The 15,668-nt window shown below is 69.9% G+C and carries 12 protein-coding genes; 4 read left to right on the forward strand and 8 right to left on the reverse strand.

Annotated elements, in window-relative coordinates; translation table 11 throughout:
- Positions 1-13 precede the first annotated feature (13 nt).
- On the forward strand, positions 14-2,668 hold the full coding sequence (locus tag LZK98_RS20165; protein WP_233784293.1) for a glycoside hydrolase family 2 TIM barrel-domain containing protein: 2,655 nt from the start codon (positions 14-16) through the stop codon (positions 2,666-2,668).
- Here the strand turns inward: LZK98_RS20165 and LZK98_RS20170 are convergent, their stop codons facing one another.
- The 5 genes from LZK98_RS20170 to LZK98_RS20190 form a co-directional block, all read right to left on the reverse strand.
- Positions 2,669-3,031: an L-rhamnose mutarotase gene (locus LZK98_RS20170; protein ID WP_233784294.1), complete on the reverse strand. Its 363-nt coding sequence runs from the start codon at positions 3,029-3,031 to the stop codon at positions 2,669-2,671.
- Positions 3,028-4,047, reverse strand: coding sequence for an aldo/keto reductase (locus LZK98_RS20175; protein WP_233784295.1), 1,020 nt, complete (start codon positions 4,045-4,047; stop codon positions 3,028-3,030). Before LZK98_RS20175 ends, LZK98_RS20170 begins: the two co-directional genes overlap by 4 nt.
- Positions 4,044-4,886: an amidohydrolase family protein gene (locus tag LZK98_RS20180; protein WP_233784296.1), complete on the reverse strand. Its 843-nt coding sequence runs from the start codon at positions 4,884-4,886 to the stop codon at positions 4,044-4,046. Before LZK98_RS20180 ends, LZK98_RS20175 begins: the two co-directional genes overlap by 4 nt.
- Positions 4,886-5,575 (reverse strand): GntR family transcriptional regulator, encoded by a 690-nt coding sequence (locus LZK98_RS20185; protein WP_233784297.1) that lies wholly within the window; start codon positions 5,573-5,575, stop codon positions 4,886-4,888. Before LZK98_RS20185 ends, LZK98_RS20180 begins: the two co-directional genes overlap by 1 nt.
- A 93-nt stretch (positions 5,576-5,668) precedes the next feature.
- Positions 5,669-7,288 (reverse strand): rhamnogalacturonidase, encoded by a 1,620-nt coding sequence (locus tag LZK98_RS20190; protein ID WP_233784298.1) that lies wholly within the window; start codon positions 7,286-7,288, stop codon positions 5,669-5,671.
- A 75-nt stretch (positions 7,289-7,363) separates the two neighbouring features.
- Between LZK98_RS20190 and LZK98_RS20195 the strand changes: the two genes are divergently transcribed.
- Both LZK98_RS20195 and LZK98_RS20200 read left to right on the forward strand, forming a co-directional pair.
- Positions 7,364-8,737, forward strand: coding sequence for a glycoside hydrolase family 28 protein (locus LZK98_RS20195; RefSeq protein WP_233784299.1), 1,374 nt, complete (start codon positions 7,364-7,366; stop codon positions 8,735-8,737).
- Positions 8,738-8,805: 68 nt separating this feature from the next.
- Positions 8,806-10,329: a tryptophan halogenase family protein gene (locus LZK98_RS20200; RefSeq protein ID WP_233784300.1), complete on the forward strand. Its 1,524-nt coding sequence runs from the start codon at positions 8,806-8,808 to the stop codon at positions 10,327-10,329.
- Here the strand turns inward: LZK98_RS20200 and LZK98_RS20205 are convergent.
- Positions 10,290-11,711: a sensor histidine kinase gene (locus LZK98_RS20205; RefSeq protein ID WP_233784301.1), complete on the reverse strand. Its 1,422-nt coding sequence runs from the start codon at positions 11,709-11,711 to the stop codon at positions 10,290-10,292. The genes LZK98_RS20200 and LZK98_RS20205 overlap by 40 nt on opposite strands.
- A complete protein-coding gene (locus tag LZK98_RS20210; protein ID WP_233784302.1) occupies positions 11,708-12,442 on the reverse strand; it encodes a response regulator in 735 nt (244 codons plus the stop codon). The genes LZK98_RS20205 and LZK98_RS20210 overlap by 4 nt, the downstream gene beginning before the upstream one ends.
- A 133-nt stretch (positions 12,443-12,575) precedes the next feature.
- Between LZK98_RS20210 and LZK98_RS20215 the strand changes: the two genes are divergently transcribed.
- On the forward strand, positions 12,576-13,412 hold the full coding sequence (locus LZK98_RS20215) for a MipA/OmpV family protein (protein WP_233784303.1): 837 nt from the start codon (positions 12,576-12,578) through the stop codon (positions 13,410-13,412).
- A gap of 172 nt (positions 13,413-13,584) precedes the next feature.
- Here the strand turns inward: LZK98_RS20215 and LZK98_RS20220 are convergent, their stop codons facing one another.
- On the reverse strand, positions 13,585-15,579 hold the full coding sequence (locus LZK98_RS20220) for a hypothetical protein (protein ID WP_233784304.1): 1,995 nt from the start codon (positions 15,577-15,579) through the stop codon (positions 13,585-13,587).
- Between the last annotated feature and the right edge of the window lie 89 nt (positions 15,580-15,668).

Raw genomic sequence — 15,668 nt, forward strand, 5'->3', positions numbered from 1 at the left:
GGGAGCCGCGATGATGCAGCGTCACGTCATGGGAATGCTCGGCCTGCTGGTGGTCGCTTTCCTGCTTCCGACGATGCCGGCGGCGCGTGCGCAGCCTCGCACCGAAGTGGCGCTTGCCGAGGGTTGGCGATTCCATCTCGGCGATGCTCCGGCCGGCGCGATCGCGCCCGGCTTCGACGACGGAAGCTGGGAGCGGGTGTCGGTGCCACACACCTGGAACCGGCTTGGCAGCTATGAGCTGAAGCGTCGTGCCGATGCTAATGTGGTCCGCGGCGTGGGCTGGTATCGGCTCCGGTTCCTGGCGCCCGCCGACCTCCGGCAGAAGCGCGTGTTCCTGCAGTTCGACGCCGCCAGCATCGTCGCCGAGGTCTGGCTGAACGGCCGGCGGCTCGGCGCGCATGCCGGCGCCTTCAGCCGCTTTCGTTTCGACGCCACCAACGCCGTACGCGAGGGCGACAATATGCTGGTGGTGAAGGTCGACAATTCCAAGCCCGATCCCGGCAGTCCCACGCAATATGTCGTGCCGATCTCGGGCGATTTCTTCATGTATGGCGGGCTCTATCGGCCGGTGTCGCTGCTGGTCACAGGTGAGCGGCATGTCGACCTGCTCGATCATGGCGGCCCCGGCACCTATGCGAACGCGACCAGCCTCACCGACCAGGCGGCGGAGGTGTCGGTGCTCGCGCGTCTCCGCAACGACGGATCGGATGCGACCGATCTTACGGTCCGCACGCGCATTGCCGATGCGACGGGGCGGGAGGTAGCGCGAGACGAGCGCACGCTACGTCTGGCGCCGGGCGCCGCCGGCGAGAGCCGGGCTGCGTTGAGGCTGACGTCGCCGCGTCGGTGGAACGGTCCGGCCGACCCTTATCTCTATCGGACCATCGTCGAGGTCGTGGACAAGGGGCGCGTTACCGATCGCGTGACCCAGCCGCTCGGCCTGCGCACCGTCGCGATCGATCCGGCGCACGGCTTCATCCTCAACGGACGGCCGATGCAGCTCCACGGCGTCACACGGCATCAGGACCGGCAGGACAAGGGCTGGGCGCTGTCGCTCGCGGATCATGAGGAGGATATGGCACTGATCCGCGAGATCGGCGCCAACAGCGTGCGCCTGTCGCACTACAACCACGCCGAGCCGTTCGACGACCTCGCTGACCGCTACGGCGTCATCCTCTGGGCCGAGCTGGGGCTGGTCAACCTCGCCTCGATCCCCGGCCAGGCGGACACGCCGCCCGAGATGCGCGCCAGCGCCGAGCAGCAGCTGATCGAGCTGATCCGCCAGAACTACAACCATCCCTCCGTCGCCGTCTGGTCGATCGGCAACGAGATCACCAACTGGTCGTCAAAGGGGCTGACCCCGTCGAACGCGCGGCCGCTGATGACCGCGCTCGACGCGCTCGCGCATCGCGAGGATCCGACGCGGCCGACCACCATCGCCGTGTGCTGCGAGCCGCTGCCGGGCGACAAGGACGACGGGCGCGACCGCACCTCCGGCACTGCCGACACGGTCGCCTACAACCTCTACCTCGGCTGGTACGGATCGGGCCATGCCGAGGAGGCAGCGAAGCTGGGCGGGGTGCTGACAGGACTCCACCGCGAACGGCCCGGCCTGCCGATCGGCGTCGGCGAATATGGCGCGGGCGGGGCCGTCACCCAGCACACCGACAATCCCTTCGGCGGCAGGATCGAAAGCATCTCGCGCCCGCAGCCCGAGGAGGTCCAGGCCGCGGTGCACGAGCTGTCGTGGAAGGGGATCGCGCCGCTCGATTTCCTGTGGGGCAGCTGGGTGTGGCAGATGTTCGACGCGACCAGCGACCTGCGCGAGGAAGGCGACAGCTTCGACATCAATACCAAGGGGCTGGTGACCTTCGACCGCAAGACGCGCAAGGATGCCTTCTACTTCTACAAGGCGGCGTGGAGCGACCGGCCGGTGCTGTACCTGACCGGCCGGCGCTACGTCGATCGCGCTTATCCGATGGTCGACGTGCGCGCCTACAGCAATGCGGCGAGCGCGACCCTGTCGCTCAACGGGCAACCGGTGGGGACGGCGCGGTGCGCCGATCACGTCTGCGTCTGGCCCGGCGTGCGGCTGCGCCGGGGCGAGAACCGGCTGGAGGCGGTGGCCGGCGGGGTCACCGACCGTATCACCTGGCGCTACGACGGTCGCGAGGATGCGCTCCATGTCCGCACCGGCACGCTCACCGGCGTGACGCTCGGCGACGGCACGCGCTATGGGTCCGACGACTTCTTCAGCGGCGGCACCGGCTTCACGCTCAACCCGTTCAGGCGCGAGCTCTATGCCAGCGGGACCGGCAAGCCCGCCAATCCACCCAAGATCGTCACCGGGACGGCGACGCCCGAGCTCTATGCGAGCTGGCGCGGGGGGCAGCGGTTCGGCTACGCGCTGCCGCTTCCCGACGGCGACTATCGAGTGACGCTCCACCTGTTCGATCCGGTGGAGACGGCGGCCGGCAAGCGCGTCTTCACCGTCACCGCGAGCGGTGGCGAACGACGCCGCATCGATCCGGTGGCGCTCGCGGGTGCAGGACTGAAGGCGGTGACGGTCGAACTGCCCGCGACGGCGAAGGACGGCCGGCTCACGCTCGACTTCGCCGCCGACCGCGGCGAGGCGCTGGTGTCCGCGATCGACGTCGTGCGTCGCTGATCAGTCGCCGAGCCCCTGGTGCTCGGTCAGGCGGAAGATGCGGTCCATCTCGTGCCACTTCTTGCCGGGGGTGGCGGCGGGGATCGGCTGCTGGAACCGCTGCATCCGCTCCTCCCAGGCGACGACGGCGGGGTTGGCCTCGTCCATCGCCGCCTTGCGTTCGGCGGAGAAATCCTCGGCGGCGTCGATGATCATGAACAGCCGGTCGCCGGCACGGTAGATCTCCATGTTGTCGATGCCCGCGTCGCGGATCGACTGGATGACCTCCGGCGGGGTGTGCCCCACCTGATGCCAGCGCTCATATTCGGCGATCAGCGCGGCATCGTCGACGAGATCGAGCGCGAGACAGATGCGGCGGGTCATGCGTCTTCCTTCTGTGCGGACGGCACCGGTGCATCGGCGCGGATCAGCCCCTGCTCTTTGAGCTCAATCCATAGCGTGGCGGGAATGGGCGTGGCGAGCAGGCGGCGTGCGTCCGCGACCTGATCGGGGCTACCCATGCCGGGGATCGCCGCCGCCACCTGCGGGTGAGCGAGCGGGAACTGCAGCGCCGCAGCCGCCAGCGGCACGCCATGGCGGTCGCACAGCGCCTCGATCGCCGCGACGCGCTCGACGATCGCGGGCGGGGCCGGCTCGTAATTATAGTGGGGCGTGCCCCCGGCGCGCACGCCGGTCGCGAGGATGCCCGAGTTGAAGGGCCCGCCGATCACGATCCTGACGCCGCGCCGCTCGCACGAGGGCAGGAAGGAGGCGAGCGCCTCCTGTTCGAGCAAGGTATAGCGGCCGGCAAGCAGCACGACGTCGAGGTCGCCGTGCTCCAGCATCTCCTCGACCACCTGATATTCGTTGACGCCGAGGCCGATCGCACCGACGGCGCCGGCCTCGCGCAGCTCGCGCATCGCGCGGTAGCCGCCATCGAGGAACTCGGCGAAGCGGCGGGGATGATCGTCGCCGTGGGTGGCCCGGCCGACATCGTGCACGTAGAGGATGTCGATCCGCTCGCGCCGCAGCCGCTGCCGGCTCGCCTCGTAGGAGCGCATCGCCCCGTCGTAGGAATAGTCGAACACGCTCTCGAACGGCTCGGGTGTGACGAAGCCCTGGCGCGGCCGGCCGGGATCGGCATCGGGACGGGGATCCAGCCGCCGCCCGACCTTGGTCGAGACGATCGCGCTCTCGCCGGGGTCGAGCGCGGACAGCGCCGCGCCGAGCCGCTTCTCGCTGAGGCCGAAGCCGTAGTGCGGCGCGGTGTCGAAGTAGCGGATGCCGGCGTCCCAGGCGGCGCGCACCGTGGCGGCGGCGTCCTCGTCGGGCGTCGCGCGATAGAGATTGCCGATCGCCGCGGCGCCGAAGCCGAGCGGGCCCAGATCGTCGAAGTTCAAAGGTCAGCCTCTCCGATCGCGTAGAAGCGGCGCGCCGCACCGACGAACAGCTCGTCCCGTGCCGCCGCATCCACCGGTGCGGCGAGATCATAAGCGGTATGGACCCAGTCGGCATAGCTGTCGCCGGCGTGCAGCAGCACCGGCCAGTCGCTGCCCCACAGCAGCCTGCCGGGGAAATGCCGCACGAGATGCGCGACATAGGATTGCAGCGCCGCCGCCGGCTGGCCCGGCGCCTGCTCCGTGCGCAGGCCCGAGAGCTTGCACCAGACATTGGGCAGCTCGGCCAGCGCGGCGATTTCCTCGCGCCATGGGTCGAGCTCGCCACGCGCGGCGAATGGCTTGGCGCCATGGTCGATCACGATCGCGAGTTCCGGCCAACGCCTTGCGAAGGTCAGCAGCGGCGCCAGGTGGCGCGGCTGGACCAGCGCGTCGAAGCGGAGGCCGTGCGCGATCATCGCCTCGATCGCCGGCGCACGCTCAAGGCCAAGGATCCAGTCGCTGTCATCGATCGCCTGGAGCATGGGCCTCAGCCCGCGCAGCTTCGGCCGGCGCGCCAGCTCGGCGATCCGCGTCGTCGCATCGGCCCGGTCGAAATCGACCCAGCCGACGATCGCCTTCACCGTCGCATCGTCGCCGGCGATCTCGCACATCCAGTCGGTGTCGCGGTCGTCCGGCTGCGACTGCACCAGTACGCTGCCGACGAGGTCGATGCCCGCCGCGGCCGACCTCAGGTCGTCCGGTACGAAATCGCGATGGATCCGCGGCCATTCGGCGTCGGGCCAGCTCTGCCCCGGTCCGCCGATCCGCCAGAAATGCTGGTGCGCATCGAGGACGCGCATCAGAACATGCCGAGGATGCGCTGCAGCGCCGCCTGGAAATGGCCAACCAGCGCGGCCTCGGCGGCATCAGCGTCGCGCGCCGCCGCCGCTTCGAGGATATCGAGGTGCTCGCGCAGCGTCCTCAATGCCAGCGGCTGGGTGACGAGGCGATCGAGGCGGATCAGCGTCACGTAGTTCTTGAGGCGGCGCGAGGTGGTCTCGACCAGCGGGTTGCGCAGGCTGGCGATCATGCCGCCGTGGAGCCGCTCCTCGAGCTCGCCCAGGCGCACGAGCGCGGCGCCATCGAAGCCCGCCTGCTCGATGTCGGCGAGCAGCGCCTTGTGATCGGCGATCAGCCCGGCGACAACATCGGCATCGGCGGTCTCGGCATAGGCCCGCGCCGCCGCACGCTCGATGATCGTGCGGAACTGATAGGTGCTGCGCGCGAGCTCCAGGTCGGGCTTCAGGAACTGGATGCCGGACCGCGGATGGATCGTCAGCACCCCCTCCGCCTCCAGCACGCGCAGCGCGTCGCGGAGCGGCTGCACGGGGATGCCGAGCAGGTTGACGAGGTCGTTCTGCGAAACGAATGCTCCGGCGGGCACGGTGCGGTCGAACAGCCCCTCCAGCACCTTGCGATAGGCGAGGTCGCTCAACCGTTGCGATCCGGCCACCGAACTGTCCTGCGCCGCTGCCGAAGTTGCCGCCATAGCCCCTGCCATATCTTAACAGACGATTGATATTTCAAATCGGCATTATTGACCAGAGTGTAGTCGGCGGAAGGAGCTTAGTCGACGTCACCCTTATGCGAAGCTGTGGACATCGCCGATCGCGATATCGCTGCTGTTCTGCGCGGCGACGGCTCCTTCGCGCGTATGAGGAGAGATCAGGCCGTCGACGATCGCGCCCCTGACGTCGTCGAGCACCACGGCGGGCCGCGCATCCGGCGCCTCGGCACGGAAGGTCGCGTTCCTGAGCGCGAGGCGCCGGGCATGCCGCGCGAACAGGCCGAGTGCCGGCAGCGGGCCCATGAAGCTGACCTCCAGGCTGGTCTCGCGCCGGTCGGGCGGCACGCGCGCCGCATCCGCGGCGGTGCCGCCGCCGCGGTGGGTGACGTCGATGTCGGTGAAGCTCACGTCCTCGACCGGCGCGTCGGCGATGCCGGCGACGCCGCAGGGGAAGCGGGGATCGGCCCCGGATATGGTGATGTCGCTGAACCTGATCCGGCGGCATTGGCCGACCGGCGTCCCCGCCGGAGCGCGAAGGCGCGCGGCCTGGCGGACGAACAGCGGATGATTGACCGGGTCGCGCATGATGATGCCGGAGACGAGTACGTCCTCCAGCGTGCCGCCGTCGACCACGCCCATCAGGATGCCGCGGCTGTTCTCGCAGGTGCAGTCGACGATCCGGATGTTGCGGAAGCCGCCGTTGCTCTCGGTGCCGAGCTTGATGCGGCCGAGCACGCCGATCTTGTCCGGCGCGCGATAGTCGGACGGGCGATAGCTGCCGTCGAGCAGCGAGCCCATCGCATAGCCCATCGTCCTGCAGCCGGAGACGGTCACGTCCTCGCACGCGACCTTGCGGCCGAGGGCATAGCTGCTCTTGAGCACGATCGCGTCGTCCTTGGGCGCGTTGACCACGCAGCCGGTCACGCGCACGTCGCGGCAGCAGTCAATGTCAATGCCGTCGCGGTCGGTGTCGACGGTCAGGCCCTCGATTGCCATGTTGGTGACGCCGTGGGCGATCACGCCGAAATGGCCGCCCTGAAGGATGGTGAAGTCGCGCAGCCGCACATTGCGGCAGCGCATCAGGCCGATCGTCTTGTTGGCGCGCCCTACCGCCGCCTGCTCCTTGGGATCGCGGAGCCGCGCCTCGCGCGGGCTGAGCCCGAGCGCGGCGGGCGACTGCCAGCCGGGCCGCCCGTGCCAGCGGTCACCCGGCCCCTCGCGGTCGAGCCCTACGCCATGCAGCATCCCGCGGCCGATGATCGCGATGTTGGATGCGCCGTCGCCGTAGATCAGGCTGTTGTGGACATGGGTGATCCCGAAGTCCTGAAACTGCTCCTCGAGGTCGTTCTCGGGCGGGTCGTAGCGGGCACCATGCACAGCGGGGTCCGCCGCCTCGATCACCGATCCGGTCGCGAGCAGCAGCGTCACGTTGTCGAGCAGCCGGATCGAGAAGCAGAGATAGCGCCCCGCCGGCACCAGCACCGTCCCGCCGCCGGCGCGGCTGGCGTTGCGGATGGCGCGGTTGATCGCCGGGCTGTCGATGCTGCGGCCGTCCCCGCGCGCGCCATAGTGTCGCACGTCGTGGACCGACCCGTGAACGCCCGCAGCCGTAGCGAGCGCCGGCGATGTAGCCAACGCCGCGGACAGGCCGAGAATCATCGTCCGTCGTTCGAACTCGACCCGCACCTCTCTCATCGCTTATCCCGTTGGCATATCTATTCAAGTATCTACTATATCAGTGCACTAAGAGAGGCAACGGAGGGGAATCCGATGACGCAATCGCGACGGGAGCTTCTGGGGCAGGCGCCGGCGCTGAGCCTGGCTCTTGCGATGCCGGGGCTGTCGGCCCCTGCCCGGGCCGGCCGCCTGTTCGACATCCGCCGCTACGGCGCGATTCCCGACGGCCGGACGGTGAACACCCGCGCGATCCAGAAGGCGATCGACGCCTGCGCCGCGGCGGGCGGCGGCATGATCGTGGTGCCGGCGGGCGTCTTCGTCAGCGGCTCGATCGTGCTGAAGCCGGGAGTCGGGCTGGAGCTGCGCAAGGGCGCGGTGCTCAAGGGTTCACCCAATCTCGCAGACTATCCGCTCGTCCTGCGCCGCTTCGTCGAGGCTTATCCCGAAGCGCTGCGGATGGCACTGCTCAACGCGCGGGGCAACCACGGCCTCAGGATCGTCGGGCCCGGCACGCTCGACGGCCATGGCGAACCCTTCTGGCGGCGCTTCTTCCAGACGCCCGAGGAAAGCGTCGAGGGGCGGCGGGTCTATTATCACTTCCCACAGATCTGTTTCATCCAGGATTGCGACGACGTGCTGGTCAGCGGCGTCACCTTCAAGGACGCCGCCTTCTGGAACCTGCACCTCTACCGCTGCCGGCGCGCGGTGGTGGAGGACGCGCGCTTCGAGGTTCCGCATCACATCCGCGCGCCGAGCAGCGACGGCATCGACGTCGACAGCTGCCAGGACGTCACCATCCGTCACTGCCGCTTTTCGGTCGACGACGATTGCATCGCGCTCAAGGGCACGCAGGGCCCCGGCGCCGCCGCCTACGCCGAGGCGCCGCCGGTCGAACGTATCCACATCCACGACTGCGTATTCGAAGCCGGACTCGGCTGCGTCACCTATGGCACCAACGGGACGATCATCCGCGATGTGAAGGTCGAGCGGATCACCAACCTCGGCGACATGCCGACGATCCGGTTCAAGGTGCGTCCCGACACGCCGGGGCAGGTCTATGAGAGGCTCCGCGTGCGCGGCATCCGCCTCTCACCGGCACCGACCCCTTTCGCGCGCTGGCATAACGGCGAAGTGTTCTACGGCATGACCGATCCGAACTTCGGCGCCGGCGATCCTCCGATCGGGCTGATCGTCAACGCGCGCCTCACCCACGGCACCAAGGTGCCGGCGCGGCCGCCCGGCGCGATCATCCGCGACGTGGTGATCGAGGACGTGCGCGGCACCACGCGCGGCTTCGGCAACATCTCGGGCAATGCCACCACCGCGATCTCGGACATCACGCTGCGCGACATCGACGTGACGCTGCTCGATCCCGAGCGGGCGAAGCTGATCGCCCGCGGCGTACGCAACCTGACGCTCGACCGGGTGCGCGTGAACGGCGCGCCGGCGGAGGTGGTCACGGCCTGAAAGCCGGGCTGGATGTCGGAGCCGATTATGGGGCAGGATGAGCCTTAGGCGTGACGACAGGTAGGCCCATGGGTTCGCGGACCGGACCGGACGGAGAGGAGCGGATCGGCCGGGTCGTGATCCTCGGCGGCGGCACGGCGGGGTGGATGGCCGCGACCGCGCTGGCCCGGACGTTCGGCCGCCATCTCTCCGTCACGCTGCTCGAATCGGACGAGATCGGCATCGTCGGCGTCGGCGAGGCGACGATCCCGACGATCCACTGGTTCAACCAGCTGATTGGCCTCGACGAGCCCGCCTTCCTCCGTGCGACCAGGGCGACGTTCAAACTCGGCATCGAGTTCGTCGACTGGACGCGGCCCGGCCATCGCTACCTCCACCCGTTCGGCCAATATGGCGTGCCGTTGCCAGGCGTCGCCTTCCATCACCGCTGGCTCAAGGCGCGGGCGGAAGGGCTCGACCTGCCGCTCTCCGCCTTCTCCCTCGCGACGCGGCTCGCGCTGGAGAACCGTTTCGCCAAGCCGGCGAGCGATCCGCGCTCGATCCTGTCGACGCTCGGCTATGCGTATCATTTCGACGCCAGCCTCTATGCGCGCCACCTGCGCGCGCTGGCGGAGGCGGCCGGCGTGGTACGCGTCGAGGGCAAGCTCGCCACGGTCGAGCGGCATCCCGAGACCGGCTTCGTCACCGCGCTGACCACCGAGCGCGGCGACCGGCTGGCGGGCGAGCTGTTCGTCGACTGCTCGGGCTTCCGCGCGCTGCTGATCGAGGGCGAGATGCAGGCCGGCTACGACGACTGGTCGCACTGGCTGCCCTGCGACCGCGCGGTCGCGGTTCCCTCAGCGCGTATCGCCGAGACGACACCCTACACGCGATCCACCGCGCGGCCTGCGGGGTGGCAATGGCGCATCCCGCTGCAGCACCGCACCGGCAACGGCCATGTCTACGCCAGCGCGTTCCTGGGCGACGATGAGGCGGCCGCGACATTGCTCGCCAACCTCGACGGCGAGCCGCTGGCCGAGCCGCGCTTCCTGCGCTTCACCGCGGGGCGGCGGCGGTGCGCATGGATCGGCAACGTCGTCGCGATCGGCCTGTCCGCGGGGTTCCTCGAACCGCTCGAATCGACCAGCATCCACCTCATCCAGAGCGGCATCGCCAAGCTGCTCTCGCTGTTTCCGGACCGCGGTTGCGACCCTGCCCTGGCGGCACGGTTCGACGCGCTGTTCACCGCCGACATGGACAATATCAAGGACCTGCTGATCCTCCACTATCATGCCACCGAGGGCCGGTCCGAGCCGCTGTGGGCGCACTGCCAGCACATGGCGCTGCCGGAGACGCTGGTGGAGCGCGAGGAGCAATACCGCCGCTCCGGCCGCCTGATGATCGGCGCCGACGAGCTGTTCCGCGACGCGAGCTGGCTCGCGGTGCTGAACGGCCAGGGCATCCTGGCCGAGGGCTATCATCCCGTCGCCGATACGATCGACGCGGAGGTCAACCGCACGCAGCTCCGCCGGATCAGCGAGGCGGTCGCGCAGGCGGCCGCCGCGCAGCCCGGTCACGACAAGGCTTTGGCCGAGCTGATCGGATCATCATGAACCGCCGCGATCGGCCTCGCCCCGGCGGGTAGCGCGACGCGGACGGTGAAGCGGCCGCCCGCGCGGTCGAAGGCGATCTCGCCGCCATGGTCGCGCACGATGTCGCGGCTGATCGACAGGCCGAGGCCGGTGCCGCCGGTCTCGCGGCTGCGCGAGCTATCGAGCCGCTCGAACGGCGCGAAGGCGCGCTCGGCATCCTCGGGCGCGATGCCGGGGCCGGGATCGCTCACGTCGATCACGACGCGTTCCCCCGCGCCGCGGAGCGCGATCCGCACGCTGCCGCCGTAGCGGCAGCCATTGGCGACCAGATTGTCGAACACGCGCCGCATCGCCCCCGGGCGGCAGCGGATGTCGAAGTGATCGGGCCCCTCATAGGCGACGTCCTCGCCCATGTCCTTGCAAGTATCGGCAAGGCTGATCAGCAGCGAGGCGAGATCGACCGCCTCCATCGGCTCGCGCCGCGCCTCGCCACGCATGAAGGCGAGCGCGTCGGCGACCATCGTCTCCATCTCGGTGACGTTGGACTTGAGCTGGGTGCGCTGCTCCTCGTCGGGGACATATTCGGCGAGCAGGCGCAGGCGCGTGAGCGGCGTCCTGAGGTCGTGCGAGATGGCGGCGAGCATCTGCACCCGCTCGTCGACGTAGCGCTTGAGCCGCAGCTGCATCGCGTTGAACGTGTCGGCGATCGCCGCGAATTCGGGCAGGCGCATCCCGGTGATCAGCGTCGGCTCGCGCTCCCGCCCCAACCGCTCCGCCGCGCTGGCGAGGCGGCCGAGTGGCACGGCGATGCTCCGCGCCATCCAGATCGAGAAAACCGCGAGGATGAGCAGATTGCCGGCGCTCTCCAGCGCATTGCGGAGATAGTGCGAGAGGGTGTCGCGGGTCTGGTGCGGGCGGATGACCAGCCAGTGCCCGCCGCCCTGGCGCACGGCGATCTCCAGCCGGCCGAGCACCGCGCCGTCGCGGGTCGGGATATCGGTCCTTCCCAGGAGGGTCGGCATTGTGGGAATGATCCCCGTCGGGGTGCTGGGCGAACGTTCCCAGAGCACGTCGCTGAACGTGTCCGCCCGGACGCGGACATCGGCTTCGCTCCTGCGCAGCGCGCGTGCCAGCGAGGACCGGAAGTCGTCGGCGAATTGCGCGGCCTTGCCGCCTTGCGGGAAGGGCGGTTCCGGATAGGACGCGATGTCGAAGAAGCGCGACCGGTCCGTGCCGAGGGAGCCGTCACGGGCCTGGACGACGGCATCGACGAGCCACGACCGCTGGACCACGAAGACCGGCGACGGCGGGATCAGCACGCGCAGCACCTGATCGAACAGGAAAGAGGCCGTCACCGCCAGCACGATGGCGATCGCCAGGCGTATCGAGAGCTTCAGCTTCACGCCGCCACGTCCGGCTCGACCGCGGCGGAGAAGAAATAGCCGCCGTTGCGCACGGTCTTGATCAGCGCCGGCGCCTGCGGATCGGCCTCGACCTTGCGGCGCAGGCGGCTCACCTGCACGTCGATGCTGCGGTCGATGTTGAGGCTCGAGCGGCCGTGGACATAGTCGAGCAGCTGGTCGCGACTCAGCACCTGCTGCGGATGCTGGACGAGGGCGACCAGCAGGTCGAACTCGCCCGTGGTGAGCTCGACCAGCGAGCCGGCCGGCGAGATCAGGGTGCGCCGGCCGGTGTCGAGTGTCCAGCCGGCGAAGCGGACGCGGCCGGCGGCGTGCTCGCGCGGCGGCGCGGCGCTCATCGCGGCGCGGCGGAGGGCGGCGCGGATGCGGGCGAGCAGCTCGCGCGGGTTGAAGGGCTTGGGCACATAATCATCGGCGCCGAGCTCCAGCCCGATCACGCGGTCGGTGTCGTCGCCGCGCGCGGTCAGCAGGATGATCGGCACGGTGCTGGTGGCGCGCAGGCGCTGGCACAGGGTGAAGCCATCGTCGCCCGGCATCATCACGTCGAGCACGACCACGTCGAACCGGTAGCGGCCAGTGAGCTCGCCCATCTGGCGGCCGTCGGCGGCGCTGGTCACGCGCAGGCCGTTGTCGCCGAGATAGCGCGCCAGCATCGTGCGGATCTGGCGGTCGTCGTCGACGATCAGGATATGCGGCTGTTCCTGGCGGGCCATTTCAGGAGCCTTAGCGTGGCGCCGGAACCGAGTCTGCATCCGTAACAATCTGAAATATCTCGACACCTCCGGGAAATCCCGGACCGGCGTGCGCGACGTATAGGCGCAGGGCACCAACCGACGGAGCCTCCCCATGTACGCAACGCGTCCCGCCTCCCCCTCGCGCCCGGCATGGCGCCATGCGTTCCTCCTGCTCGCGGTGCCCGTCGCCACCGCGTCCGCGGCGGGCGAGGCCCGGGCACAGGCGCAGTCGCAGGAGGGCGGCGACTGGCAGGTGACGGTCGGCGCCGGCGCGATCTATACGCCCGACTATGAGGGATCGGACGATCACGACCTCCTCCCCTTCCCCGCGATCTCGATCAGCTATCGCGACCTCTTCTACGTCCGCGGGCCGGAGCTCGGCGTCAACCTGGTCCGGCTCAAGCCCAGCGACGACCTCAAGATCAACATCGGCCCGATGGCGCGCTTCCGCCGCGACCGGCCGGAGGACCGCAATGCCGACCTGAGGGGGCTCGGCGACGTCGACCTGGCCATCGAGGTCGGCGGCGCGCTCGCGATCGAGTACGGCAACGCCTTCCTGCGCGTGGCGGGAGGCAAGGACGTGGCGGGCGGCCACGACGGCGTGGTCGTCGAGGGCGAGGCGGGCCTCCGCTTCGACCTGGCCGAGCGGCTCAATGCCTCGGTCAGTGCGCGCACGAGCTGGGCCGACCGCAAATATATGAGCAGCTATTTCAGCGTCTCCCCCACCCAGTCGGTGGCGAGCGGGCTGCCCGTCTACCGGGCCGAGAGCGGCATCAAGGACGTCGGCGCCGGGCTGAACCTCAACTATCAGCTGAGCCGCCACTGGGTGGTCTCCGCGATCGGGGGCTACTCCCGTCTGCTCAACGACGCCAAGGACGCGCCGCTGGTCCGCCTGCGCGGGTCGGACGATCAGTGGACGGGCGGGCTGTTCCTGGCCTACCGCTTCTGACCGGCCTGCCATAAATCCGAAATGTCATGCCGGACGTGTTCCGGCATCCACTTCTCCACAGAGACCGGCGTCGAGGTTCCAGCTCGAACCTTGAAACCAATGCTTGGTCGCCCGGTGGACCCGGGAACAAGTCCGGGGTGACGAAGGTGGGGTAGGTTTTCCGCAAACCGCTCTAACGAAGAGAAGCAGGCGGCCGCACCGCAAGATAGACCGTGCTCCACAGCTGTGCGGCGTTCGATTCGTCGACGTCCTGCTTGCCAGCGCCGAACGGCACCACGCGGTAGCGGCCGCCTTCATAGGTCCAGGACCAGAGCTCCGAGCTCTGCACCGCGCGCGTCGCGGAGATGGCGCGCCACAGCCGGGCCTGCGCGTCCGCGAGCCGCGTCCGCGTCGCCGCCGGCAGGTCGCGCCGCGCGAGCTGACGCTCGAGCCCGGCGGCGAGCAGCGCCTGCTGCCACGACCACACCACCGTCCCGTGATAGGCGGCGGGAGTGAAGCGCGCCTGCACCTCGCTCCCCGCCAGCGCCGGATTGGCGACGAGCAGGCCGACGTCGGTCATCAGCCCGGCCGGGAACGGCCGCATGATCGCGCCGACAAAGGTGTCGAGATCGGCCGCCGAGGGATCGCCGAACAGCAATGCGAAGCCCTCGTCGGAATTGACGATCGGCACCGGCGCGCCCTTTTCGTCGAGCGAGATGGCATGGAAGGTGAGCGGCGCCGATCCCAGCGCGGCCAGCGCCGGCCGGGCGGGGACGCCGGCGCGCGCGGCATAGTCGCGGATGCTCGCCGCCGCGGTGACGGCCGGGACCGAGACCCGGAACAGCGCGGGCGCGCGGCTGCGCCATGCCTCGGCCATCCCCCGCGCCCGCGCGAAGGCGGCGCGGTCGTCGGCGGCGAGATAGGCGTCGAGCAACCCGGCGCGGGCGAGGCGGTCGATCGCATCGAGCGCGGCGGGCACGAACACCGCATTGACGTCGAAGGGATAGCGGCCGCGCCCCAGCCCCTCCTCGCTGTCGCGCCATTCGCCGGTCATCCGGCCGCGCTTCAGCGACACGAGGTTCGCGATCTTGGGGGCGTCGGCGAAGGGGCGCGCCTGGTCGAGCACATAGCGCAGGTTGCGCACCAGCGCCTTGCCCGCGGGCTCGGCGGTGCCGGGCTTCGCCGCGCTGGGGACGTCGCGGGCGAGGAAGGCGCGGGCCGGGTCGGGTTTGGCATGATCGAGGAGATAGCTTGCCGCCACCGGCGCGAGCATGAAGTCGTCGTCGATCATCGCATAGTCGAGGGTCGGCACGTCGCCGCTGCCGCCGTTGCGGCGATGCTCGACGACGGCGAATTCGGACAGGCCCTCCTCGTGCGCGACCTCGCCCTGGTCGTTGAGCCGGGCCAGCACCGCACCGAGCCCGGCCTCGACCGCGGCCGGCTGGAGCACCGGCATCAGCAGCCGCACCGACATCAGCGTGTCGCGGCCGAAATAGGTGTCGAAGCGCCACGATCCGGCGAGGAACTTCTCGCGGTAGCTCAGGAAATGCAGCGCGTCGCGCGCGGCCGGATCGTCGGCGGCGCGGTCGTTGAGCAGCTCGGGCAGGGTGAGGCCGGTCAGCGGCGTGTCGCCGCTTGCCGCGACGATCTCCAGGCGGATGCGGCCGCCCGGCGCGGCGGTGATCGTGCCGCCGTCGACCCGCCCCTCCAGCACGTTGAGCTCGAGCTGGTAGCCCGGCGCGCCGTCGAGCCGGTCGCGGGCGTAGAGGATGCGGTTCCCCTCGCTACGCATCGGCGCCGCGACCTCGGGCGGGAACTTGCCGATCGCCTGATAGTCGCGCAGGAAGCGAACGTTGGAGAGCACCGCCTGCTTCACCGTCAGCCGCGGCGCGGTGACGCTCGCCGTCGCGCGGATGCCGTAGAGCGGGCGGCCGCGGCCGTCGGCCAGCGTCACCGGCTCGGGAGTGCGCTCCAGCCGCCAGCTCGCCGGCGCCGCCACGCGGTCGAACCAGAGGCCCACGCCACTGTTCCCTGCCGGGAAGGCGACGAGGATGCGCGGGTCGGCTCCCGAGCGCAGCAGCAGGTGCGCGGCGACCTGGCCGTCGCGGACGAAGGCGTTGAGGTTCTGCCCCTCGGTCAATTGATAGCTGAGCTCGGGCGTGCCGCTCGCCTGTGGGGGCGAGGCCATGCCGGAATCGCCTGCCGCGATCAGGCACAGCCCCGCCACCAGCCCCAGGCCCACTCCGGCCCTAACTCTTCCCGCGGCTCCCCGCGCCT

This window comes from Sphingomonas cannabina (assembly GCF_021391395.1).
GTDB classification, from domain to species: Bacteria; Pseudomonadota; Alphaproteobacteria; order Sphingomonadales; family Sphingomonadaceae; genus Sphingomonas; species Sphingomonas cannabina.

Bases quoted from the DNA above. Each gene is read 5' to 3' on its own strand.
- LZK98_RS20165 (WP_233784293.1), top strand. From the start codon at position 14: ATGCAGCGTCACGTCATGGGAATGCTCGGCCTGCTGGTGGTCGCTTTC.
- LZK98_RS20170 (WP_233784294.1), bottom strand. From the start codon at position 3,031: ATGACCCGCCGCATCTGTCTCGCGCTCGATCTCGTCGACGATGCCGCG.
- LZK98_RS20180 (WP_233784296.1), bottom strand. From the start codon at position 4,886: ATGCGCGTCCTCGATGCGCACCAGCATTTCTGGCGGATCGGCGGACCG.
- LZK98_RS20185 (WP_233784297.1), bottom strand. From the start codon at position 5,575: ATGGCGGCAACTTCGGCAGCGGCGCAGGACAGTTCGGTGGCCGGATCG.
- LZK98_RS20190 (WP_233784298.1), bottom strand. From the start codon at position 7,288: ATGAGAGAGGTGCGGGTCGAGTTCGAACGACGGACGATGATTCTCGGC.
- LZK98_RS20195 (WP_233784299.1), top strand. From the start codon at position 7,364: ATGACGCAATCGCGACGGGAGCTTCTGGGGCAGGCGCCGGCGCTGAGC.
- LZK98_RS20200 (WP_233784300.1), top strand. From the start codon at position 8,806: ATGGGTTCGCGGACCGGACCGGACGGAGAGGAGCGGATCGGCCGGGTC.
- LZK98_RS20210 (WP_233784302.1), bottom strand. From the start codon at position 12,442: ATGGCCCGCCAGGAACAGCCGCATATCCTGATCGTCGACGACGACCGC.
- LZK98_RS20215 (WP_233784303.1), top strand. From the start codon at position 12,576: ATGTACGCAACGCGTCCCGCCTCCCCCTCGCGCCCGGCATGGCGCCAT.
- LZK98_RS20220 (WP_233784304.1), bottom strand. From the start codon at position 15,579: ATGGCCTCGCCCCCACAGGCGAGCGGCACGCCCGAGCTCAGCTATCAA.